The organism is Aeromonas sp. S18(2024) (assembly GCF_041402525.1).
GTDB classification, from domain to species: Bacteria; Pseudomonadota; Gammaproteobacteria; order Enterobacterales; family Aeromonadaceae; genus Aeromonas; species Aeromonas enteropelogenes.
In genome coordinates, this window is sequence record NZ_JBGLQV010000003.1 from 183,283 (window position 1) to 206,096 (window position 22,814).

General features: G+C 61.5%; 23 protein-coding genes. 9 read left to right on the plus strand and 14 right to left on the minus strand.

All coding sequences use genetic code 11. The features are described from left to right. Positions 1-10: 10 nt before the first annotated feature. The gene (locus ACB034_RS07050; protein WP_371172463.1) at positions 11-514 is read left to right on the plus strand and encodes a hypothetical protein; all 504 of its coding nucleotides are present in this window, start codon (positions 11-13) and stop codon (positions 512-514) included. Here the strand turns inward: ACB034_RS07050 and ACB034_RS07055 are convergent. Continuing rightward, a complete protein-coding gene (locus tag ACB034_RS07055; protein ID WP_371172464.1) occupies positions 489-941 on the minus strand; it encodes a hypothetical protein in 453 nt (150 codons plus the stop codon). The genes ACB034_RS07050 and ACB034_RS07055 overlap by 26 nt on opposite strands. Beyond that, positions 925-1,746, minus strand: a complete 822-nt coding sequence (locus ACB034_RS07060) for a hypothetical protein (protein ID WP_371172465.1) — start codon at positions 1,744-1,746, stop codon at positions 925-927. The genes ACB034_RS07055 and ACB034_RS07060 overlap by 17 nt, the downstream gene beginning before the upstream one ends. A 94-nt stretch (positions 1,747-1,840) precedes the next feature. On the opposite strand from ACB034_RS07060, the gene ACB034_RS07065 reads away from it, so the two are divergent. Beyond that, complete coding sequence (locus tag ACB034_RS07065; protein ID WP_371172466.1) at positions 1,841-2,698, plus strand: DUF1194 domain-containing protein; 858 nt, start codon at positions 1,841-1,843, stop codon at positions 2,696-2,698. Between the two features lie 143 nt (positions 2,699-2,841). Here the strand turns inward: ACB034_RS07065 and ACB034_RS07070 are convergent, their stop codons facing one another. From ACB034_RS07070 to ACB034_RS07085, 4 genes are all read right to left on the minus strand, one after another. Continuing rightward, positions 2,842-3,129 carry a hypothetical protein gene (locus ACB034_RS07070; protein WP_061477384.1) on the minus strand — a complete coding sequence of 96 codons (288 nt, stop codon included), beginning with the start codon at positions 3,127-3,129 and terminating at the stop codon, positions 2,842-2,844. A 303-nt stretch (positions 3,130-3,432) separates the two neighbouring features. Then, a complete protein-coding gene (locus ACB034_RS07075; protein ID WP_371172467.1) occupies positions 3,433-3,954 on the minus strand; it encodes a hypothetical protein in 522 nt (173 codons plus the stop codon). Positions 3,955-4,023: 69 nt separating this feature from the next. After that, positions 4,024-4,635, minus strand: a complete 612-nt coding sequence (locus tag ACB034_RS07080; RefSeq protein WP_371172468.1) for a hypothetical protein — start codon at positions 4,633-4,635, stop codon at positions 4,024-4,026. Between the two features lie 381 nt (positions 4,636-5,016). Then, a complete protein-coding gene (locus ACB034_RS07085; protein WP_371172469.1) occupies positions 5,017-6,420 on the minus strand; it encodes a GumC family protein in 1,404 nt (467 codons plus the stop codon). Between the two features lie 161 nt (positions 6,421-6,581). Between ACB034_RS07085 and ACB034_RS07090 the strand changes: the two genes are divergently transcribed. The 4 genes from ACB034_RS07090 to ACB034_RS07105 all read left to right on the plus strand — a co-directional run bounded on the left by ACB034_RS07090 (position 6,582) and on the right by ACB034_RS07105 (position 10,079). Then, positions 6,582-7,682 carry a glycosyltransferase gene (locus ACB034_RS07090; RefSeq protein WP_371172470.1) on the plus strand — a complete coding sequence of 367 codons (1,101 nt, stop codon included), beginning with the start codon at positions 6,582-6,584 and terminating at the stop codon, positions 7,680-7,682. 45 nt (positions 7,683-7,727) lie between these two features. Next, entirely contained in the window at positions 7,728-8,921 is a 1,194-nt protein-coding gene (locus ACB034_RS07095) for a glycosyltransferase family 2 protein (protein ID WP_371172471.1), read from the plus strand. Continuing rightward, positions 8,918-9,553 carry a sugar transferase gene (locus tag ACB034_RS07100; protein ID WP_026457958.1) on the plus strand — a complete coding sequence of 212 codons (636 nt, stop codon included), beginning with the start codon at positions 8,918-8,920 and terminating at the stop codon, positions 9,551-9,553. Before ACB034_RS07095 ends, ACB034_RS07100 begins: the two co-directional genes overlap by 4 nt. A 145-nt stretch (positions 9,554-9,698) precedes the next feature. Beyond that, positions 9,699-10,079, plus strand: a complete 381-nt coding sequence (locus ACB034_RS07105; RefSeq protein WP_371172473.1) for a hypothetical protein — start codon at positions 9,699-9,701, stop codon at positions 10,077-10,079. Here ACB034_RS07105 and ACB034_RS07110 read toward each other — a convergent pair. From ACB034_RS07110 to ACB034_RS07135, 6 genes are all read right to left on the minus strand, one after another. Then, positions 10,067-11,068, minus strand: a complete 1,002-nt coding sequence (locus tag ACB034_RS07110; protein ID WP_371172474.1) for a glycosyltransferase family 4 protein — start codon at positions 11,066-11,068, stop codon at positions 10,067-10,069. The two genes, ACB034_RS07105 and ACB034_RS07110, sit on opposite strands and share 13 nt — an antisense overlap. Positions 11,069-11,150: 82 nt before the next feature. Continuing rightward, entirely contained in the window at positions 11,151-12,638 is a 1,488-nt protein-coding gene (locus ACB034_RS07115; protein ID WP_371172475.1) for a SpoIIE family protein phosphatase, read from the minus strand. Positions 12,639-12,648: 10 nt separating this feature from the next. Beyond that, the gene (locus ACB034_RS07120; RefSeq protein ID WP_338612267.1) at positions 12,649-13,317 is read right to left on the minus strand and encodes a CpsD/CapB family tyrosine-protein kinase; all 669 of its coding nucleotides are present in this window, start codon (positions 13,315-13,317) and stop codon (positions 12,649-12,651) included. A gap of 1 nt (position 13,318) precedes the next feature. Further along, the gene (locus ACB034_RS07125; protein ID WP_371172476.1) at positions 13,319-15,424 is read right to left on the minus strand and encodes an SLBB domain-containing protein; all 2,106 of its coding nucleotides are present in this window, start codon (positions 15,422-15,424) and stop codon (positions 13,319-13,321) included. An 18-nt stretch (positions 15,425-15,442) separates the two neighbouring features. Continuing rightward, entirely contained in the window at positions 15,443-15,859 is a 417-nt protein-coding gene (locus ACB034_RS07130) for a hypothetical protein (protein ID WP_042029119.1), read from the minus strand. Beyond that, positions 15,856-16,206 carry an STAS domain-containing protein gene (locus tag ACB034_RS07135; protein ID WP_042029120.1) on the minus strand — a complete coding sequence of 117 codons (351 nt, stop codon included), beginning with the start codon at positions 16,204-16,206 and terminating at the stop codon, positions 15,856-15,858. The genes ACB034_RS07130 and ACB034_RS07135 overlap by 4 nt, the downstream gene beginning before the upstream one ends. Before the next feature lie 347 nt (positions 16,207-16,553). On the opposite strand from ACB034_RS07135, the gene ACB034_RS07140 reads away from it, so the two are divergent. After that, positions 16,554-17,045: a molybdopterin-dependent oxidoreductase gene (locus tag ACB034_RS07140; RefSeq protein WP_342009771.1), complete on the plus strand. Its 492-nt coding sequence runs from the start codon at positions 16,554-16,556 to the stop codon at positions 17,043-17,045. A 4-nt stretch (positions 17,046-17,049) separates the two neighbouring features. After that, entirely contained in the window at positions 17,050-18,873 is a 1,824-nt protein-coding gene (locus tag ACB034_RS07145; RefSeq protein WP_042069530.1) for an ATP-binding protein, read from the plus strand. Between the two features lie 119 nt (positions 18,874-18,992). Here the strand turns inward: ACB034_RS07145 and ACB034_RS07150 are convergent, their stop codons facing one another. Both ACB034_RS07150 and ACB034_RS07155 read right to left on the minus strand, forming a co-directional pair. Beyond that, positions 18,993-20,021 (minus strand): MBL fold metallo-hydrolase, encoded by a 1,029-nt coding sequence (locus ACB034_RS07150; RefSeq protein ID WP_371172477.1) that lies wholly within the window; start codon positions 20,019-20,021, stop codon positions 18,993-18,995. Positions 20,022-20,140: 119 nt separating this feature from the next. After that, positions 20,141-21,124 (minus strand): aldo/keto reductase, encoded by a 984-nt coding sequence (locus ACB034_RS07155; protein ID WP_225632217.1) that lies wholly within the window; start codon positions 21,122-21,124, stop codon positions 20,141-20,143. 193 nt (positions 21,125-21,317) lie between these two features. On the opposite strand from ACB034_RS07155, the gene ACB034_RS07160 reads away from it, so the two are divergent. Beyond that, entirely contained in the window at positions 21,318-22,313 is a 996-nt protein-coding gene (locus tag ACB034_RS07160) for a LysR substrate-binding domain-containing protein (protein WP_371172478.1), read from the plus strand. The last annotated feature ends 501 nt before the right edge of the window (positions 22,314-22,814 follow it).

The window sequence follows — 22,814 nt, forward strand, 5'->3', positions numbered from 1 at the left end:
TGGCCAGCTTATGCCGCATCAGAACGTCACCAACATAAAGGCTTCCGGGAGCCAGAGCGGGCTTGCCGCAGGCTTGTTGCCTGCCTTGCTGCTCTCCTTGCTGCCCTCTTTGCTACTCACTGGCTGTGCCCGCCAGACGCCCACCGAGGATCCCTTCCCCATGCTGGCGCAACTGCGCCAGCAGCAACTGGCCGAGCAGGCCCAGCTGTCGCTGACTTATCAGGAGGAAGCGGTGATGTTGGCGGCGGATCAGGAGCAGCAGTTGCACCAGTTTCTCGGCCAGCGGGATCCGGCGAAGATAGCCCTTATCAGCGGCCCCGGGCCGCAGACCGACATGCTGGAGAGTGCGCGCCTTGCCAGCAGCCGCCTTGGCAAGCTGGCCAGCCTGCTCAGTGCCCGCGCCATCGAGCTCGAACCGCGCTACGACCCCATGCTGGCCCCGAACAGCCTGCTGATCCGGGTGTTGCCGGCCAATGCGGCCAGCCCCCTCAGCGAGGCTCGCCAGGCGCAATAAGGGCAAGACAGGCCGCAGGCAGCGCGACCCGATAGAGGGGGGCCGGTGCGTCGCCCCACAGCTTGTACCAGCCCTGATTGAGCCGATAGGCCAGCAGTGGCGGCTCCGGGTGCCACTGGCCCTGAAACATCACCCCCTGCAGCTGGCCAGCACCTGCGAGTCTTACCGACATGGCCTCCCGATCCGGGGCCACCGCCATCGCCTGCAAGACCCCGTCACAATCGGGGTGGCGCAGCCGGTAGCCCACATAGGTGCCCCCCAGCAAGGGGCTGGCCCCCTGCCGCTGCCAGCCGAGCTGGCGGAGCTCCTGCAGCATCTGGCGCGTGCCATCCACCGGTTGGCGGTGCTGATAGCGCCACCCCATGGCGCCGGCGGAGGCCAGTGCCAGCAGCACCAGCCAGAGATAGCCCCTAATCGGTGGTGACATGGCGCCTCCGACTAAACAGCAGTGTCATCAGCAACAACAGCACCAGCCACTGGTAGAGCTGGGCGAGCGTGCCGGTATGCAGCCAGCCGTACCAGCGCAGATCCAGGCTCATCAGCACCAGCCGCAGCTGGTTGCTGCCGATGTAGAGCAGCAAGACCAGCCCCAGCAGGGGCAGCTGACGGCGCAGCGCCCGCCCCGGGGCGAGCCAGCAGGAGGAGACCAGCCAGGCCAGCGCCACCAGATAGAGCTGGGAGAACGAAGAGCAACCCTTGAGCACGATCAGGGCATGACCCCCCACCCGCTCGATGCGATTGCCGCTTTGCACCGTCTCCCACCCCAGCAGTTGCAGCCACTGGCCCACTCCCCAGGCATCGAGCGCCAGCACGGGGCCGGAGCAGAGGGCAAAGAGTTGCTGCCCCCACAGCACGGCCAGGGTGAAGGCCACCACTATGTGCAGCGCGGCGCGCTCGTCCCAAGGCTGCTGGCGCCGCCACAGGCTCGCGGCCAGCAGCAGGCAGGCCAGCGCCTTGCAACTGGCGCTCGGGATCAACAGCAGCAGCGAGAAGAGCAGCAGAGCGGTGCGGCCAGGTTGCCAGGCTGGCGCAACCCGCGATGCAATTTGCCACCAGATGGCAATCAGCAACACCACCAGCAGGTTGAAGTAGCCCGTATTGAGCCACACCATGGCCCACTGATTGAGCAGCCCCAACAGCAACCAGTTGGGCGCCCACTGCCAGGGACGGATCTCCATCGCCTCACCCCGCACTTGTTCGTTTTCATCCTGTGCGAAGACCGCAAATTTCATGCCCGCTGCTGATCCCTGCAAAGTGGCACGCTTTATTCATCCTCCCCATCGGCACTGAGGATCAGGGCCAGGCCTCAAGGAGAAGGAGTGAGTTATGAGACTAAAACCGTTGGCAGGGCTGGTGGGGATGCTGCTGGTCAGCGCCCCCGCCTACGCTTTGACCGAAGTGGATACCGAGCTGCAACTGCTGATGGATGTGTCGGGCAGCGTCAGCGCGTCAGAATTCAACCTGCAGTTGCAGGGCTATGTGGATGCGTTTTACAGCCAGGCGGTGCAAGACGCCATCCTGGATACCAGCGATGGCAAGCTGGGCACCATCGCCGTGCAGATGGTGATGTGGAGCGGCTCGACCCAGCAGGCGGTGATGACCGACTGGTTCTACCTCTATGACATGACCTCCATCAACGAGTTTGCCGCCACCCTGGACGCCCTGACACGCCCCTACTCGGGGATGACGGCGCCGGGCTCGGCCATGCAATTCGGTGCCCTGCAGTTCGATACCAACGACTTTACCGCCACGCGCCAGGTGATGGATGTCTCAGGTGACGGGATCCAGAATGCCGGGCTCGACACCGCCACGGTGCGGGATCAGCTGCTCGCCTCCGGCATCGACACCATCAACGGCATCACCATAGGCCAGGACTACCCCGATGGGGTGCTGCAGGATTGGTATCTGAACAATATCGCCGGCGGCGAGGATGCTTTTGTCATCAACGCCACCACCTTCGCCGATTTTGGCAGCGCCCTGGAGCTGAAACTCGCGGCAGAAATTGAGGGGGGTATTATCCCGGAGGGTGCACTGGCGGCCCCCATCGAAGAGATCCCGCTGGCAGCCCAGCTGCTGCTCGGCATGCCCTTGCTGCTGGCCTGGCGCTATCAACGCCGCACTCAAGGTCGTAATCAGTGGAACCAGCAGCACGCCGGCTGGCAACCGATACCAGCCGTCGGCTAGTTTGTCACCCCGTGTGCAGCGATTAGGGAGCCATGGCTCCCTGATTTTTTGCTGGTGCTATGACCTGAACGTTCAATTTAACCGGCAGGCAGCAAGGCCGAAAACAGGCGAATACGCCGGCCATATTGAATAGGGATTAGGTTTTATTTTGCCTGTAATTCATCATTGTACAGTTGCTTAGCCAACGACCAGATTTCACCAAGTATTTTTTGTAACTTTCTGTTTGCTTTATCTATGGCAAAGTCTTGCACCTCATGTCCGTTAATAGGATGAATAACGAGATCATTTAGGCTTCCCATACCTCCGAAGGCTGAGAGTAAATGCTCAATGCCTCGGAGATCCCGTTTTTCTACAAGCGCAGCATCATGAGCAAGCCATGTGCTCCAATGTTTTTCTTTTACTGATTGAAGCAACTCGATAGCTTCATTCATGCATTTCAACAGTTTTACTATATCAGGATGCATAAACACCTAACGCTTGAATTAACCCGCCGTAGGTCCGTAGGACGCTCGCGGCATTTTATGTAACATGTCTCTTTAACTCGCCAAAACTCTCCTATTTTCTACTTCTCCGCCCCCCCTAAATTTACTCTCGAAATGGCATAGGCTGCAATGTACTTACCACATTGGCGAAGAGTGTCACTGCGAGCGTCCGATTACGCTTCACTAATCGAACCTACGAGCTAACGATCCCGGCGCCAGAAAGGCGTGTATTAGTTGGCCTTGTTAGGCAGTTTAAACCTCCAAGGCCGACAATACACGATTTACCGACTCTCTAAATGATGATGAAACTTTATAGGTAATGGCCTCTTCATCTGTGTGAGCGACCCTGTTTCGTAGGGATGAAAGGTCTAGGATTAACTTAGACATTTCAACAGTAATTGCTCCTGATTGAGTCAGTTCCCGAATCATTTGACCTGTACTGCGCCTAGCCATTCCCTCACCTGAAATCCCTCTAAGTTTTAATTCAAGATCACGCCAAGATTCCATTATGTCATCTGCTGGTTCTAGGCGCGCCTGACTAAACCTTATGCTGGTGTTTTTATGTTTACTTGGCTTTGGTGGATCAGGTAAATCACGCTCTGCTTCAGCGAGAATTTTGTTTGCTTCTTTCTCAAACTCTAACTCAAGATCTTTGTACTTAAACCTTTTAAGTGTTGGGACCAAGGAAGAAAGAGGTGACCGAAGCATCATCACCACTACTATTATGGTAAATGGCCATGCCAGAATATCTATAATTCGCTCTATGTTATCCATTTTTTATGCCTAACGCCTAATTAATAGGGCTGTGGAACGAAACGTAAACTGCTCCACTGTACTTGTCTTTTAACAACAGTGTTCATGTATGATTAATGGTATTGAAGCCCATTCACTGAAGCTGCTTTTCACGGGCAGAACTCTAACCAATGCCCGAACCGGAAATAGAACTTCACTAGTAATCGTCGCTGAGAGTTCCACAACAGATTTAATCCCCGACGAAAAATAATCTCCGGTTGCCAATAATGCGAATTTATTTCCATTACCATCCATAATTACAAAGTACATTTCCTCAGAGATCACTTCTTCCGTTGACTTGTCACCTTCTCTAGATTTTCCTATAAGGGTCAACGTGTATTTATTCCTTTTCAAAACCACCTTGCTAACTGACATATTTCCATTTATCCAGCGATAACATGACGGTTTTCCTAAATCATGTTGTGATGCATCAAACTCCGGAAATTCTTTCAGCTTATTGAGTACGTCATGAAGCATTAAATTTGTAGAGAGCTTATACGATTTAGTTTCTACCGCGCTAGCTCCTGCTGAAAAAAGAGGGATTTTTACACCTGCATTTAATCCCTCAGTCTTAGTTATTTTCACCGAAGGCGATGTACTAGTTATCTCTTCGTATTGACTTGAAATATAATCTTTATCTAAGTACAACAATTTATCGATCATATTTAACCTCGATGAGGATTCGAATTCTAGCTGACAGTGATTAGATGGAAAGCGGTATTAATCCGATAACAAAGCCTTCCGTATAACGCCGTCCCTACAACCATCATCGATACAGAAAAATGATTTTAAAATCATATAATTACCAACCAGCATCCAGTGTTTAGACGTCTTCGCTCGTCCCCAACCTTCGGCTCCACTTGTACCACTGCAAAAAATTACAATCAAGGCACGGCTATGGAAAGTGCCACCTAGCATCACCTTTATGAACTAATCAGGACAACAATCGAAGCGCGCCATATCAGGCTGGTATTGACAGCGGGAAGAGGGACAACGGGGCAAAGCCAATGCGCCGGTTGCCCCTCCCTGTGAGGCCTGCAACTATCAACCCGGCACCTCCACCAGTGGCGCCTGGACATGGGCCGCCTGGCCGGTGTGTGCGTGCACGGGTTCGCAATAGGGAATGCGGCTTAGCACCGGCGCCTTGATAAGGGCTGCCAGCTGATCGGTGCGGCGCAGGCTGGTGTCGGCGAGTTCAATCAACAGCGCCAGGCCGCAGCCGAGCCCGAAGCCCCCCACCATGCCGGCAATCAGAAACAGCCAGAGCGGGTAATTGCTGGGTTTGCTCGGGGCGAAGGGCCTGTCGATCACCTTGATCCGCTCGCCGGGCTCAAAACTGCCGAGCGCCCCGGTCACCTTGGCCTTCTCGTAGCGCAGCAGCAGATCCTGATAGAGGGAGCGCTTGACCTCGAGATCGCGCTCCAGCTCCGCCAGCTGGCTCTCCGTTTCGCCCTGGGAGGCCACCACCCTGTTCAGATCGTCGAGCTGGGCCTGCAGCGCGGCGGCATTCTGCTCGGCCTCGGCCAGCTGTGCCCTTGCCTGATCCCATTCGGGCCCGACCGCCACGCCGGGTTGGCTCTTCTGCTGTTCCAGCTCCTGCTGCAGTTGCTCAATTTGGTAGCGCAGGCTCTGCACCTCGCTGTGCTGATCGCTGTAGCGCACCCGCAGCAGGGCCAGCTCGGTTTGCATCTGCTGCAACTTCTCCTCCAGGCTGCGGGCCGTGGCCCCCTCCTGGCCGTGGGAGAGCTGCTCGACCCGAGTCTTGGCCTGCTGCAGCTGGAGCAGGCTCTCGGCGTGGCGATCTTTCAGGCCGTAGAGCCGGGCGGCGTTGGCATTTTGCTGATCCGGCAGGGCGCTGGCATGCTCGCGCTTGAAATCCGCCAGCAGCTGTTCGGCCCCTTGCAGCTCGCTGCGCCGGCTGTCGAGCTGGCTTTGCAGGAAGCGCTCGGAGGACTCGGCCGACTGACGCCCCTTGTTCAAGAGGTTAAAGAAGAAGCGGCGCGAGACGGCTTCCAGCAGGCCGGCGCTGCTCTCTGCCGAATCGGCCTTCACCTTCAGCTCGATCACCTCGTCCCCGATGAGACGGATGGAGACGGACGCCGAGAGCCAGTCCATGATGGCGTCGCGCTTGGCGGGCGGGGTGTTGTCATCCACCAACTTGCGGTCCCGCGCCACCCCGTCCATCACGTAGCGGCTGCGCAGCATGGCCTCCAGCACCGCGAAGCGATCCTTGAGGCTCTCCTGGGTGATCAGATCCTTGAGGGTCGGCGTCTGGTTGGAATCCTGCGGCACCATGAAGGTGGTGCGGCTCTCGTATACCTTGGGGCTGAGCACGCCTATCCCCACCCCCACCAGCGGCATGACCAGAGCCGGCATCAGGATGAGATAACGGCGCCGCCAGGCGGCGAAGAGGATGATGTAGAGGTTGTAGTAGAACTGGACCGGCATGGCGTCACTCCCCTCAAGGCAGGTATGGCATTCCACGAATGGATGGGGAAATGCAAGGGTAATGCCAGCAAACGGGCCAACATGGCAGACGTTGTGGTACAGGATTCGCATAGTCCCGCCAAGGGGGCCCGGGAAGGGCCGACAACTGTGAGGAGAGCGCCATGCCCGCCACCGCCCGGTCAGCCAGCACCGCCATCGTGCAAATCGTCCAGCACCTGCAGCCAGGGGGGCTGGAGACCATGGTGCTCAACCTCAGCCAGGCCAACGAGTGCCACCAGCCCATGCACATCGTCTCGCTGGAGGGGAGCAAGGAGGCGCTGCTCGCCGCCTGGCCGGCCCTGGGCCCGTTCGCCGCGCGGATCCACTGTCTGGACAAGCCCGCCGGCTGGTCACTGGGCACCCTCTATCGTCTGATCCGCCTGCTGCGCCAACTGCGCCCGGCGGCGGTGCACACCCACCATCTTGGCCCGCTGCTCTATGGCGGGCTCGCCGCCAGGCTGGCCCGGGTGCCGACCCTGGTGCACACGGAGCACGATGCCTGGTATCTCGACGATCCCCGCCAGCGCAAGCTGGCGGGGCTGGGGCTGCGCACCTTCAAGCCCACCCTGGTGGCGGATGCCACGCCGGTGGCGAACCAGTTGCAGGTGAGGCTCGGCGCCCTCTCGGCCAAAGTGATCCCCAACGGCATCGACGAGGGGCGCTTTGTCCCCGGCCCAGCCGAGCTGGCGCGCCAGGCGCTGGGCTTGCCCCTCGGGGTCAGGCTCATCGGCTGCGCCGCACGCCTTGAGACAGTCAAGGGGCACAGCCTGCTGCTGGAGGCCATGGCGCGCCTCTCCCCCGGGGTGCATCTTGCACTGGCCGGGGTGGGCAGTTTGCAAAATGCGTTGCAGCAGCAGTGCCAGCAGCTGGGGATTGCCCATCGGGTCCACTTTCTCGGCCTGGTGGAACAGATGCCCCGCTTCTATCAGGGGCTGGATCTCTTCTGCCTGCCGTCACTGGCGGAAGGAATGCCCCTGTGCGTGCTGGAGGCCCAGGCCTGCGGTGTGCCCGTGGTGATGAGCGCCGTGGGGGCCGCCGCTGAAGTAGTCTGTCCGGCCAGCGGCCAGCTGCTTGAGGAGCGGGATCCCGCCCTCCTGGCGCAACTTTTGGCACAGGGGTTGCTCAAGTCCCATGGCCTGCGCGCCGTCACCCGTGCCTTTGTCTGCGAGCAGGGCAGCCTGAGCCAGATGGCTCAAGCCTATCAGGCGCTGTACGCCCGCTGAGGCGATGCCACCGACACGCGAAGAGACAGCAAAAAGGAGCCTCCCATGGAATGGATCATGATCGTGTTCTGGTTGTGCGCAGCCCTGGTGGTGTACCACCATGTCGGCTATCCCCTGCTGCTCAAGTACTTCGGCAAGCGGGTACGCGCACAACTTCACCAGCCGGCGCCGCGCCAGCGCGGTTTTCGGGAGGAGGCCGGCGACGTCCAGCTTCCCACCATCACCCTGGTGATGCCCATCTACAACGAGGCGGCGACCCTGGCAGCCAAGCTGCAGAATCTGGCCAGTCTCGACTACCCGGCTGACCGGCTGGCGGTGCATCTCCATTTCGATGGCTGCACCGATGACAGCTACCCCATCGCGCTGTGCCAGCTGGGGGATCCGGCCCTGCAACAGCTGCAGATCCAGCTGTTCGACCACCCGCGCAATCGCGGCAAGGTGGCGGTGCTCAACGAGGCGATGGCCCGTGTCGAGAGCGACCTGGTGGCCCTGACCGATGTCTCCGCCCTGCTGCCCATCGACAGCCTGCTGCTGGCCGTCGCCCATTTTCAGGATCCCGAGGTCGGCGTGGTGGGCGAGGCCTATCGCTTCTGGCAGCCGGGCTCCCAGGGGGAAGAGAGCTACTGGCACTACCAGAGCCAGATCAAGCTGTGCGAATCCGCCCTTGGCAGCATGCTGGGGGCCCATGGCGCCTTCTACGTGATGCGCCGCGACTGCCTGGCCCCGCTGCCATCAGACACCATCAACGATGACTTCATCCTGCCGATGCAGGCCATCGCCAAGGGCTACAAGGCGGTCTATGACAATCGCTGCGCGGCGCTGGAGCTGGAAGTTTCCGATGCCCTGCTGGAAGCGAAGCGGCGCCAGCGCATCGGCGCGGGCAACACCCAGCAGCTGCTGCGTCTGCTGCCCCTGCTCCATCCCAAATTTGGCTGGGTGGCGTTCAACTTTGCCAGCGGCAAGGGCTTGCGGGTACTCATGCCCCTGTGCCTGACCCTGCTCTGGCTGTGCGCCATTCCGCTCGCCATCCACTCGCCCCTGTTCGTGGCGCTGCTGGCCGGCCAACTGCTGGGCTATGCCCTGGTGATGCTGATCCAGCTCACCCCGGTGCATCCCTGGCCCTCGCTGTTTCGCAAGATCCACTATCTGGTCCTCGGACACTGGTACAACGGCATCGGCACCCTGCGCTACGGCCTGCGGATGCTGGCGCGCCCCACCGCACAGGAGAGAGCAGCATGAAACACCCCATCCCCAAAGCGACCCTGGTGATCAAGCGCACCATGGATCTAGTCGGCGCCAGCCTCGGCCTGCTGCTGACCCTGCCCCTGTGGCCACTCATCATGCTGGCCATACGGCTCGACAGTCCGGGCCCGGTGTTCTTTCGCCAGCTGCGCATTGGCCGCAGCCACGCCAGCCACACCGAGCTCTTCTTCATGATCAAGTTTCGCACCATGCGATCCGATGCCGAGGCAGGCACAGGGCCGGTCTGGTGCGGCAAGGCCGACAGCCGGATCACCCGTTGCGGCAACTTTTTGCGCAAGACCCGGCTCGACGAGCTGCCCCAGTTCCTCAATGTGCTCAAGGGGGAGATGTCGCTCATCGGGCCGCGGCCGGAGCGCCCCGGCATCGCCAACCGGCTGGAGGATGCGGTCCCCTTCTTTATCGAGCGCACCTATGAAATCGCCCCCGGCATCACAGGGCTGGCCCAGGTCAATCAGGGCTATGACGAGTCGCTTGACGATGTGCGCAGCAAGCTCGCCTTCGATCTGGCCTACTCGGTCGCCCTGCTCCACCCCTGGCGCTGGCTGCTGCAGGACGTGCACATCATCGGCAAGACGGTCGCCATCATGGTGGGCAAGAAGGGACGCTGATCCTCACCTTCTGCCGTCTCTCGGGCCACAGCCAGGGCAGTGGCCCGATGCTTTTCTTCCCTCAGTTGATCCCGCCGCCAAAACGCCCTCCCCTTGTTTCAATTGCCGCTAATAGGCCGCCCATAATGCTGGCCAACAGGAGGCCTTGCAGAAATTTCCCTTTCACCAAGCCGCCGTTTATATCAGGGTACTGCTGCTGATATCAGCAGATAGGCAAGATCTGTTTGCCCCAGACCAAGCAGATAACAACGCTTCACAGACCTCTTCATTTCCAAGGTTCTCTTCTGTAATCCTTTCGCGGCTGCCCGGTACGGCCACAAACCATCAGGCCCATCACGGACAAGACGGAGCATATCCGGCAGCCTGGTTGCTCAGGCTATTGCCAAATACCGTGGACGAGGGTGAGCCGCAGCAGGGATTGCACTTGAATGACAACCCCAAGGCCATAAAAAAAGCGAGTGGCCTGGCCACTCGCTTGCTTGCTTGCTTGCTTGCTTGGCAGAGGATGGAGATTCAGGCGGTATAGACCGCCAGGATATCGCTCACCCTGTGGTTGACGCTGTAGCCCCGGGCGATGGTCTGGCGAGCCGCCCGACTCATGGCCCCGCGCACCCGCTCGTCACTGTGCAGCCAGTAATTGACGATATCCGCCATGTCGTGCACCTGGCCTGGCGCCACCAGCCAACCGTTGGACTTGTTGTCGATAAGGGAAACCAGCCCCCCTACCGCGAAAGTGCAGACCGGGATGCCGTGGGCCATGGCCTCCAGGGCCACCAGGGGCAAGCCTTCGAAGCGGGAGGTGATGCAGAGCAGGTCTATCTGCTGCCACTCATCTGCCATCTTGCGAAAGCCGTGAAATGCCACCCTGTCCCCGTATTGCACGCTGAGATCCCCCATGAGGGGGCCCTCGCCATAGAGATGAAAATCTCCCTCGGGGCAGAGGGCGGCCAGCTGGCAGAACGCCTGCGGCCCCTTCTCGGGGGAGAGGCGACCGACGAAGGCGATGCGGTTGCCCGTCACCGTTGCGGGGGCGGTGGGCATGGGCACGAAGTTGCTGATGACGGTGCTCGGCACTGGCAATCTGCGAGCGATGGGCTCGCTCACTGCAATGCACTTCGCAAAGCGCGCCGTGATCCGGTCGAGCCAGCTGTAGAACTTCAGCCACCCCTCCCCCTCGTCACCGCTGTGAAAGGTCGAGACCACCGGCTTGCCGCTGCACCAGGCGGTGAGGCGCCCCAGGATCCCGGCCTTGTAGCCGTGGGTGTGCAGCAGCACGAAGCCGGGCTGGCGCGCCAGCACTCGCACAAAGTCCCGGCTGTTGCGACAGACCCGATACGGCAGCCCCTGCTGCTTTAGCAGGGCGACAAAGGGGGTCATGCCGTGATCAGCCACCAGCACTATGGTGACCTCCAGCCCTCTGGCCAGCAGATCGCTGGCGAGGTGGGTGATGTGAACCTCGATCCCGCCGACCTGGCGGGCATCGATGGCGAGCCAGACCTGATGTGTGGGCAACATGGGCAACCTCCTCTCGTGGCACCAGACCAGGTGCAGCGGGATGTTGCATAGAGCGGGCCAGCCAGGGCATGGCTTCGCACGATCAGGAGGCGGGAAAGGCCACCAGCAGTAGGGTCATGTCGTCCGGGGCGCTGTCGGCTCGTTCGTCAAACCAGTTGGCGATGCGCTGGGCCAACCGGGCAAGGTCGGGCTCGGGGGCAAGACAGATCTGCTGCAATTGCGCCTCCCACAACTGGCGCTCGGCGGGCTCCCGGCTCTCCAGCAGGCCATCGGTCCAGAACAGCAGGCGCTCACCCGGCTGAAGCTGATGCTCGCAGGTTTCGAATTGGGGATCCGGTCGCAGGCCGGGCAAGGGCCCGGTGACGCCGAGCTGGCGCATCTCGTCCGCCCCGATCAGCCAGGGCGCCGGATGCCCCGCGCTGGCCCAGCGGATCCGTCCGCCCTCCCCCAGCTCGATGCAGAGGGTAGTGAGCAGGGTCGCCCCCAGCAGGGGATCGCTGTGCACGGCGGTGGAGAGGGTGGTCAGCAGGCTGGCAGGCGATCGCTGCTCGCTCTGGGCGGTCAGCAGGCCGCGCAGATACCCCGCATAGGCGTGGGCGAAGAACTTGGCCTCGGCGTCGTGCCCCATCACATCCCCCAGCCAGAGCACCCGATCCCTGACCAGTAAAAAATCCCCCCCGCCCACGGCGGCGGCGCGGGTCTGCAGCGCCAGTTGATAGCCGTGCAACTGGTCTGCCGGCAGCAGGGGACGCAGGGCCGAGGTCATCCGCTGATCCAGCTGATCCCCCCACTGGGCCTTGAGCTGGGCCGAGCGTTGCAGCACCCGGGAGACCGCCAGCTGCAGCGCCTGCTTGGTGATGGGCTTGACCAGAAAATCATCGATACCGAGGGCACCGGCCCGGCTCTGGGTCCATTGATCCTGATGGCCGGTCAGGAAGATAAAGGGGACGCCGCGCATCTTGGGATCCTTCATCAGCTGCTGGCGCAGGGCGAAGCCGTCGATCCCCTCCATCTCGATATCGGAGAGCACCAGGGCCGGCGGCTGACGACCGAGCGCCTGCAGGGCGGCGCAGGGGTCGGCATAGCTCTCGATCCGATAGTTGTCGTGCAGATAGCCGGTGAGCAGGGTGCGCATCACCTTGTCATCGTCGATCACCGCCACCACAGGCGCCTGTCTGGCACAGCCGCGGGCCCGCAGCATCACCCGGTTGCGATCCCCCTCTCGGCTGAAGTTCACTTCGTCAAACAGCTGGTGCACCAGCGCCAGGCCATAGCCCCCCTCCTGCGGCTCGTCCGGCAGGGGCGTCGCCGCCAGTGCGGGCTGGGGCCCGCCGTCATCATCAAGCAGCAGGCTCAAGCCGGATTCATCCTGCTGCAGGGTGAGCCAGAGCTGGCTCGCCGGCGGCGAACCATGGCGCACGATATTGGTGGCGAGTTCGCTGAAACAGAGCAGCCAGTTGGCCTGCTCCCGGGGAGGCACCTGAAACAGCGCCAACCCCTGGGCCAGGCGGGCGCGCAAGTCGCGCACCGACTGCAGGGTGGCGGGGGCAGATCGCAGCCACTCTTCCATCGCGTCTCCTTCAGATCCGGAAATTGAGCAGGGCACTGCGCCGGCACCAGCGCTTGAGCCACTCGGTCAGTCGATTGCTCGGCAGCCGGTTGAGTTCGCGCAGGATCTCGCTGGCCAGCCCCGGATTGACTCTGTCGTTGAACACGGCCCCCAGCAGGTTGGCCTCGGCCCGGGTCAGCTTCTCCACCGCGCTTTGCACCATGGTGGTCGGCGTCACCCCGGCCAGCACCACCAGCAGGGCCCCCTCGCAGGCGGCGCACACCAGATCCGCCGGGATATTGCCCCGGTTGAGGGCATTGAGGGGGGAGGTATCGAACAGCACCACATCATAGTGCTCGAGCCAGCGCACCAGCAGCTGGCGCAGGGTCTCCTTGTTGCGAAAGGCCATCAGATCCTTGCCGGGCGCCGGCAGCACCGCCAGGGCATGGCCTTGGCTCAGGGGCTCGGGCACATCGTTCGGGCCCCAGGCCAGGGGGGCGGGCCGGCCCGGGTGGTAGAGATTGAGATCCACCAGCAGGGTCTTGAGGCCGTCCGCCTCGGCGCGCCTGGCCAGCGCCTCGCAGATGGTACTGACCCCCTCGCCCCCCTCGGCCGAGGTCACCGCCAGGGAGCGGATCCCCCGCGCCAGGGTCGAGGCGTAGAGCGACTCCAGTTCCAGGTACTGGATTGGGATGCTCATCTCACAGGGTTCCTATCAGGGCGACCACCGAGATGGTGGTGAGGATGTCCCGCATCCCGTCCATGAAGATGGCCCAGTTGCTGCTTTTGCTGTCGGGGATAAAGACGGTGTCCCCTGCCCTGAGCACCGGCAACTGGCTGAAATCAGGCTCCTTGGCAAAACCGTCCAGATCGAAGGTGCGCGCCTGATCCCCCTGGCCGCTGGCCGCCATGTTGATCACCACGATTTTCTTGATGTAGGCCGAGCTGGTCGGCCCGCCGGCTTCTGCCAGCAGATCCAGCAACGTCATGGAGGAGTTGAAGCGATAGCGGCCGGGCCGGGCGATGGCCCCCAGCACCCGTATGGTGTTCTCCTTGGGCTCGTCGAGCCAGGGGCGGTTCTTCTCCGGCAGGTAGATGGAGTCCCCCGGCAACACTTTTGGCAAGAGTGTCTCGTCGCCGGTCTCGAAGTAGAGGGCGAGATCCAGCTTGCTTACCCGCGCCGTGCTGCCGTTGCGATGGGCGATGCGCACGTTGCGCAAATCCGCGGCGGCGGTGGGGCCATCGGCGGCGGAGAGGATGTCGATAAAACCCATCTGATCGTTGAAGGCATAGCGACCCGGGGCACCGACCTGGCCGAAGATGTAGATGGAGCTCTCCGGCGACTGGCGCACCCACTGGGACTTGTTGTCGCTGGGATCGGTGGGCAACTCGGGGATCATGATGGTGAAACCGGCGTGGATCTTCGGCAGGCTGCCAAGGGCCCCCCCCTGATGGAGGAACTTGTCGAGATCGAAGAGTGTGGGCGTCGCCATTCCCCCGTCCGAGGTCAGGATCTGCACCTTGGCGATATCGGCCCGCTCGCTCGGGCCGCCGGCGTGGGCGATGAGATCGAGCAGGGACATCTCGTCAGACCATTCATAGCGGCCGGGAATGCGCACCGCCCCCATCACCATCACCGCCCGCCCCGGCGCCACCTTGAGCCAGGACTTCTCGTTGATGTCGGTCTTCTCGGGGATAAAGATGGCATCGCCCGGTTTTATCTGGGGCAGCGCCTTCTGCATCCCCTCGGTATAGGCCTGCAGATCGATGGGTTCGACGGTGCCATCGGTGCGCAGCAAGCGGATCTGGCGGCTCTCGGCATAACGAGTCGGACCGCCGGCGTTGGCCAGGATGTCGAGGAAGGAGTCCCCCTCCCGCCCCTCGTAGGCGCCGGGTTTGAACACCTCCCCCATGATGTAGATGGTGCGCGCCCCCCGTTTGATCTGCTCCTCGTCCTTGGGCACGAAGATGGTAGCCCCGGGAGCCAGCGTGGGCAGTAGCTTGTTGTTGCCCGAATCGAGATAGGCCTTGAGATCAAACAGCTCGGGGGCATCGCCGTTGATCACCCGGATCCGCTCCACCCCGGCAAAACGGGTCACGCCACCGGCCCGCATCAGCAGATCCACGATGGAGTTGCCGCTCTTGAAGCTGAAGGCCCCCGGACTGTTCACTTCGCCAAACACCTTGATCGCCTTGCCGGTGTCGCCATCGCCCCCGGCCGCCAGGGTGGCGGCATCGAAATCAATCTGGACGTTACCGATGAGGGGGGATGCGGGCACGAACACCACATCAAGGGATTGCAGCGGAGGCAGCAGGCTGGCGTCGCCGGTATCGAGATAGCGCTTGTAGTCAAAGCTGGAGACGCTGTCGCCACGGCGCACCTGCATATTGTTGAGCTGGGCCCCCGGTACCAGGCCGCCGGCGGCATCGAGCGCCATCTGGATGTTGCCGTCGGGGGCGAGATCATAGCTGCCGGGCTTTTTCACATAACCCATGACGCTGATGAGCAGGCGTTTTTCCAGAAGCGTGACGGTCAGTTGGGAGAGGTTGTTGTAGACGGGTTTGAGGGCGGTACGGATGATGGCGTCGGCCTCTGGGAGCGTCTTGCCCCCGACCACCACGTCCCCCACCTCGGGCAGTTTGATCTCCCCCTGCTTGTTGATCTGGAAGGGCTGATCGAAGGCCGCCTCCCCCGGTTGCACTATCGCCAGTCGATCCCCGGGCGCCAGCAGGGTACTGGCCAGCAGAGGGCAGGTAAACAGCAAGAAAACAAGACCAATCAATCCGTTGATAGCGCCCCGATTCATAGAGATCCTTTTTGTTCGCTACGTTTGCCCCCACTGGCGCAAGGGGAGTCCCGACCAGTCGGCGCGACAGCCCTCACGGCTTGTCTGCTCCAGCTGCAAACGTACCTGTTGTAATGATTGTGCCAGCATGGCCTGACGCCAGGCGACCTCTGACCAGAGCCGACCATGCATATCCCGTACGATGTCAACTCGTTGAGATTGTAGTAGTTTCAGCCCGGCAGGCATACAGTCGCGCAAATGGGCTTGCTGCAGGGTAGCCAGTTGCTGATCGAGCTCCTGTTGACGCTCATCATACCCTGACCAGAGGCGACGTTCATCCTCGTTCACCGGCAAACGGGTGGGCCTGACCTCGGCCAGCCCGCCATACCCTTGTGGCGGCCACTGGGTACAACCGGCGAGCAGCAGGCAGGTCAGCAACAGGCCCCACCCCTTCATGATGCGGCCGCCATCATGCCGCGAGTGCGCATATAGGCTTTCACGCTATCATGGCAGGGGATAACCTTGTCTATATGTAACATTTCCAGCAGATCATGGGGTTGACCCGGCCCACAAATCAGCGCCAGCTGATGCCCATTCATGATCAATCGCTTGTAGAGAAAGACCAGCGCCCCGATCCCGGACGAATCGATGAAGTGGACATCGCTGATGTCGGCGAGCACATTGCCCCCGTGCAGCGACAGTTTCTCGAACAGGGGACGCAGTTCGGTGACGGCCATCGCATCGAGTTCACTCTCCAGAACGACGACCTGGGTATCGTTGATGGTGTAGGTCATGCTTTCCATGGTTACGCTCCTTGTCTCTGCCAGATATGCCGGGACGGCTCACTTGTCACGACAGTGGGGACAATGCAAGGGCCATGCCTGGACAAATCGGCCCCATAAGATTCCCAGTTATCCCTCGTTAGCCTCTCCATTTGAAGCACCTTGCACCGGATTTCGTTGCCAATTTGCAACTTGACCCGACCGGCCCATTGCAAAGTGCAATGAAAATGGGTTTGATGAGCGCCCTTTTCGCTCGCAAGGCCCGCCAATAGGGGATCTGACCGTTCGGCCCGCTTCTTGCTTTACCCTCTCTGCCGGTGCTTGCCGTTGCCCTGGTGTCAGCTTCGAACGGATTCATGGAGGAAGGTATGAGATTCACTTTGTATGTGGCACCGCTTCTGGTCGCCCTCTGCGGGGCCGCGCAGGCCACCCCCTCTCCCGACAGCGCCCTGCTCAAGGTGGAAGGCGCCATCACCCAACCCAACTACCAGCAGCTGGCCCTGTGGGACAGCGCCATGCTGGATCAACTGCCCGAATACGAGATCAGGACCCACACCCCCTGGTATGACGAAGAGAAGACCTTCCGCGGCCCGCGCCTGAGCGATCTGCTGGCCAAAGTCGGCGCCAGCGGCAAGCAGCTGACCATCACCGCCCTCAACGACTATTCGGTCCAGGTCCCCACCAGCGATGCCAGGCAATACGAGGTGATCCTGGCTCGCAGCATAGATGGCAAACCGCTGTCGGTGCGTGACAAGGGGCCGCTGTTTCTGATCTATCCGTTCGATCAGTACCCGGAGCTTCGCAACAAGCTCTATTACGGCCGGGCCATCTGGCAGATCAGCCAGATCAAGGTGGAGTAACCCCATGCGATCCATGGCTGCGAGCCAGCGCTCCCTGTTCGTGGTGCTCTGCGTCCTGCTGTTGGCCTTTGCCGGTATAGGTACCATCCAGTACCGGCAATTCCAGGATCTGCAGCGCAGCACCAGCCAGGGTGAAGACAACGTCATGTGGAACTATTTCCAGCTCTACAACGAGGCGCTGCGCTTTCAAAACGCGCTGCGCCATGACTCGCAAGCCAAATTCCAGCTCAGATATGACATCCTGGTCAGCCGGATGGAGTTGGTGCTGGAGAGCAAGGACCGCAACCTGTTGCAGCAGACCCCGATTTACCAGCAGGCCAGCAAGGGGATCCGCCGTTATATCGCCCTCGCCGATCTCTGGCTCGGGCCGGGTCAGGACAAACCGCTGGATCAGGCCGCACGTTTGCAGCTGAACCAGCAACTGGAACAGCTGATCCCGCAGCTCCATCAACTGACCCTGGAGGTCAACGAGCAGGCAACCCTGTTTGACGTTGCCCGTCGCGATGGGGTTCGCAAGCAGATCATCACCACCACCCTGATCGCCACCCTGCAGTTTGCCTTGCTGTTCGTGCTTGCCCTGCTCATCTGGCGGCAGATGAATATTTCGTTCCTGCAGCACAAGATGATGCAGCAGCTCAACGAGAAGCTGATCCGGGCCAACCGCGAGGCCGAAGCGGGCAAGCGGGCGAAAAGCAGCTTTTTGGCCAACATGAGCCACGAGATCCGCACCCCGATGAACGGCATCCTCGGCATGCTCTCCCTGCTGGCCGATCGCGAGATGGATCCCAGGGAGCGGGACTATCTGGACACGGCCCGTGAATCGGCCAACCACCTGCTGGGGCTGCTCAACGACATTCTGGATATCTCCAAGCTCGAAGAGGGACGAATTGAGCTGTTACTGGCCCCCCACCATCTGCCCCAACTGCTGGAAGACAGCCGGGCACTGATGCAGAGCAGTTGTGACGAGAAAGGGATCCGCCTCAATCTGACCCTGGCCCCGGATACACCGGAGTGGCTGATGATTGATCCCCTGCGGGTGCGCCAGATCCTGTTCAACCTGCTGAGCAATGCCATCAAGTTCACCCACCAGGGCGAGGTCAATGTCAGGGTGGACAGCCAGCCGCTGGACAAGGATCGCCACGCCATCCGCATTGCCATTCAGGACACGGGGATCGGCATGAGCCAGCACCAGATAGAGAACCTGTTTCAACGCTTCTCCCAGGCCGATGCCTCCATCACTCGTCAATATGGCGGCTCGGGCCTGGGCCTCGAGATCTCCCGCAACCTCGCCCGCCTGATGGGAGGGGACATCTCGGTCGAGAGCCGGGAGGGATGCGGCAGCACCTTTACCTATACCTGGCCGGCCCAAGCCACCACCCCCTCCATCGTCTGCCTCCCCGCCAAACCCGTGGTGCAGGAGAGCTATCGCATCCTGCTGGTGGATGACAATGCCACCAATCGCAAGGTGATCGGCGCCATGCTCAACTCCGTCGGCCATCAGGTCACTCTGGCGGTTCAGGGGGAAGAGGCCCTGGCCAAACTGGCACAAGCCACTTTCGATCTGGTGCTGATGGATGTGCAGATGCCGGTCATGGACGGGCTGGCGGCCACCACCCATATTCGCGCCTCACGCCAGCACTGGGCCAACATTCCCATCATCGCCCTGACCGCCGACGCCATGCCCGAATCGAAGCAGTACTATTTGTCCCACGGGATGAACGGCTATATCACCAAGCCCATCAACAAAGAGACGCTGCTGGGTGAGATAAACAAATATGTGGCGCGCGACCAGCGCCAGCGCGCCATGTCCATCGGCAACCCGGCCTGAGGAAGCGCCGCTGCGCCAGGTTCAGCGCCTGAATGATGCGGCTTGATGGTTCAGTATTTGGTTCGACAAGACGGGCGCCTTGCTGGGGCGCCCGTTTTCACTCTGGAGCCGGCCATGCCTCAATCCCGCCACCAGTGACTGCCGCCATGGGGAGCCTGCAAGGTTAGCGGTTCCCCCATCATGGGGGTGGTCAGCGGGATCTGCTGCTCGGCCGCCAGCCGGGTGATCTGCTCCAGCGGCTCATCCCATGGGTGCATGGCAAGATCGAAGGTGCCGTTGTGGATGGGATAGAGCCAGGCGGCGCGCAGATCATGAAACGCCTGTGCGGTCTGGGCCGGAAACATGTGCACATGGGCCCAGCGATCGTTGTAGGCCCCCGTCTCGAGGAAGGCCATATCGAACGGGCCATGGCGCTCCCCTATCTCCTTGAAGCCGGCGAAATAGCCGCTGTCGCCGCTGAAGAACAGCTTGCACTCATCGCTGCGAATGACCCAGGAGGCCCACAGAGTCTGGTTGCCATCGCTCAGGCCCCGGCCGGAGAAGTGCTGGGCCGGCGTGGCGATGAGCTCAATGCCATCGACCCGGGTCTGCTGCCACCAGTCCAGCTCCCTGATCTTGTGTGCCGGCACGCCCCAGGCGCGGAGCCTGGCCCCGACGCCGAGCGGGGTGATGAAGTGCGCCACCCTGCCCTGCAGCGCCACTATGGTGGCGTGATCCAGGTGGTCATAGTGATCGTGGGAGAGGATCACCCCGGCCAGGGGCGGCAGATCCTCAAGGGCCATGGGCGGGGCGTGCCAGCGCCTGGGGCCAAGCCATGAGAGCGGTGAGGCGCGCTCGCTGAAGACGAGATCAGTCAACCAGAACTGGCCGCGCAATTTGAGCAGCAGGCTGGAGTGACCCAGCCGCCAGACGCTGAAATCCGGAGCCGCCATGACACCTGCAAGGGTCATGGCCTGCACCGGGATGGCGCGATCAGGCAGGGTGCCGGCAGGCTTGCCAAACAGGAAGTCACGCCAGATCCCGACCCCTTCCCAGAAACTGCGCTCCGGAGGCGCCACCAGATTGTGAAACCGGCCTGCCCGATACTGGGTGGAGTCCTGGTGTTCGGGCAGACCCGATTGCAATACAGACGAGATAATACCGGCCATCGCGGCTCCTGTGAGTCATAACAACATAACGGCCCCGGCGAACCGGGGCGACGCGAGCGTTGCCCAGACACGCGGCATTGGCCGGGTGCCTTGCACGGCTCGCTTTCAAACAGGGCGCCTCAGCGCCCCACCAGTTTTCCCAGGTGCGCCGGGTAGCGCCCCCCTTCCAGCTCGATGCCTGCCACGGCGGCGTCTATGTCGGCCAGCTCGTGGCTGCCGAGCCTGGTGGCAGCGGCCCCCAGGTTCTCTTCCAGCCGGCGCAGCTTGGTGGTGCCCGGAATGGGCACGATCCAGGGCCGCTGGGCCAGCAGCCAGGCAAGCGCAATCTGGGCCGGCGTCACCCCCTTACTGGCGGCCAGATCCCCCAGCACCTCCACCAGGCGCAGGTTGGCGGCGCGGGCCTCCTCGGCAAAGCGCGGCACTATGCTGCGAAAATCGTTCGCCTCGAAGCGGGTATCGGCCTTGATGGCCCCGGTCAGAAAGCCCTTGCCGAGCGGACTGAACGGCACGAAACCTATCCCCAGCTCGTCGAGCAGCGGCAGGATCGTCTGCTCGGGCTCACGCCACCAGAGGGAATATTCGCTCTGCAGCGCCGCCACCGGCTGCACCTTGTGGGCACGGCGGATGGAATCGACGCCGGCCTCGGACAGACCGAAGTGGCGCACTTTCCCCTCGCGGATCAGGTCCTGTACGGTGCCGGCCACCTCCTCCATCGGCACCTCGGGATCGACGCGGTGCTGATAGAAGAGATCGATGACATCCGTGTTGAGCCGTCGCAGGGAGGCCTCGGCCACGGCGCGGATATTCTCCGGCCGGCTGTCCAGCCCATCGGGTACCTTGCCGTTCTTGAAGCCGAACTTGGTGGCTATCACCACCTTGTCGCGAAACGGGGCCAACGCCTCCCCCAGCAGCAACTCGTTGTCGCCCGGGCCATAGGCTTCGGCGGTATCGAAAAAGGTGACCCCGAGCTCATGGGCGCGCCGGATCAGGGCGATCGCCTCCCCCTTGTCGGTGGCGGGGCCATAGCCAAAGCTCAAACCCATGCAGCCCAGACCGATGGCGGATACCGTCAGCCCGCTGTTACCCAATTGACGTGTTTGCATGCTTGCTCCTTTTCTCACAATGCAGCCGGAACTGCCCTGGTAACCATGGATGCACAGCCCCTTGTCTCAACCAACCCGAAGGGGAGTCAAGCGCTAAAGGCTGGCGCGGTCGATGGACGAACTATAGAGACGGGATAAACATCGAACTAGACGGTAAATGGCGGAATCAGTTACAACCAAATGATGTAAATCCATGAGCCAGACCATGATCAACGAATTGCGTTCCATCACCACCTTCGTACACACGGCCGAGCTGGGCAGCCTCAGCAAGGCGGCCGAAGCCCAGCAAATCTCTCCCCAGGCCGCCAGCAAGGCGCTCGGGCAGCTGGAAAGCTATCTGGGGGTGCGCCTGTTTCATCGCACCACCCGCAGCATGTCGCTGACCGAAGAGGGGCAACGATTTCTGGAGGCGGCGCAGCCTGCCCTGCTCGGCCTGCAGCAAGCCCTGACGGCGGCGCGCCAGACCCGTGAAGAGTTCGCCGGCCCGCTGCGAATAGTGGGCCCGCGCTCCGTGGTGCAGACGGTCATAGGGCCGCTGCTGGAGGAGTACTGCCGGCGATATCCCGATGTGCAGCCGGATATCCAGCTCGATGACAGGGTCGGCAACTGGGTGGAGGAGCGGGTCGATGTGGGGCTACGCATCGGCATCTCGCCCCAGGAGGGGCTGATCGCGCGCCGCCTGTTCCCCATGCAGCTCATCATCTGCGCCGCCCCCGCGTATCTGCGCAAATATGGCGTGCCCCTCACCCTGCACGATCTTGCCCTGCATCGCTGCAGTGCCTTTCGCCACGCCGGCAACGGACGCCTGATCCCCTGGTACGTCAAGATGGGGGACGAACTGCAGGAGCATCCGGTGCGCCCGGCACTCTCCACCAACGACGAGATGGTGGAGCTGGGGGCCGTGCTGGCTGGCGATGTCATCGGCCAGCTGGCCGGGCCGACGGCGGCGGCGCATATCCGCGCCGGCCGCCTGGTGCCCCTGCTGCTCGAGCACATGACCCAGATGCACGGCCTGTTTCTCTATTACGGCAGTCGCGCCGCCCAGCCCGCCCGGGTGCGCCATTTCATCGATCTCGCAATAGCCAGCCTCGCGGACAACCGCGACTATGTGCTCGACCTGGATGAACTGGAGCTGGCCCACCGGGTCGGCACGGCCTTGCCATACGAAGAGTCGCCGACAAGGGATTGACGAGATGACCGGTGCTTTGATGGCTGCGGTGAATAACCGTGGTCCCCTTCCTCCACAGCACACGGCATTTGTGCCCTCGAGAGCAGGATCTATCCCACCTCCAGTGTCCCTTTCAGGAGGGCTGAAATCAAACAACCCCGTTTCCTGCCAGCTGCGGGAGCTACCCAACTTGCTGATAGATAGAGCAGTTAATGCTTTGTTGATGGCGTTCACCAAATTGCAAAAAACCGTTGAAAGCTCAAATGATAATTAATATCATTTATTCGTTTACAAAAGAATGAGAAAGAGGATGGATCCTGATAGCAACCGGCTCGACACGGATCATGCACCCACGTGGTTAGCTTCGCCTTATCTGTGATTGCGCCTGCTCTCCATTTTAGTTATGGAGCGCCAGTCGGCACCGGTTATGCGCAGCAATGATGACAGTCACTTTTATCCATGTGTGTTTGCCGATCGCTCGAGATATTCATATTCCGCCGAGTGGCTGTCCGGTATTTGGCA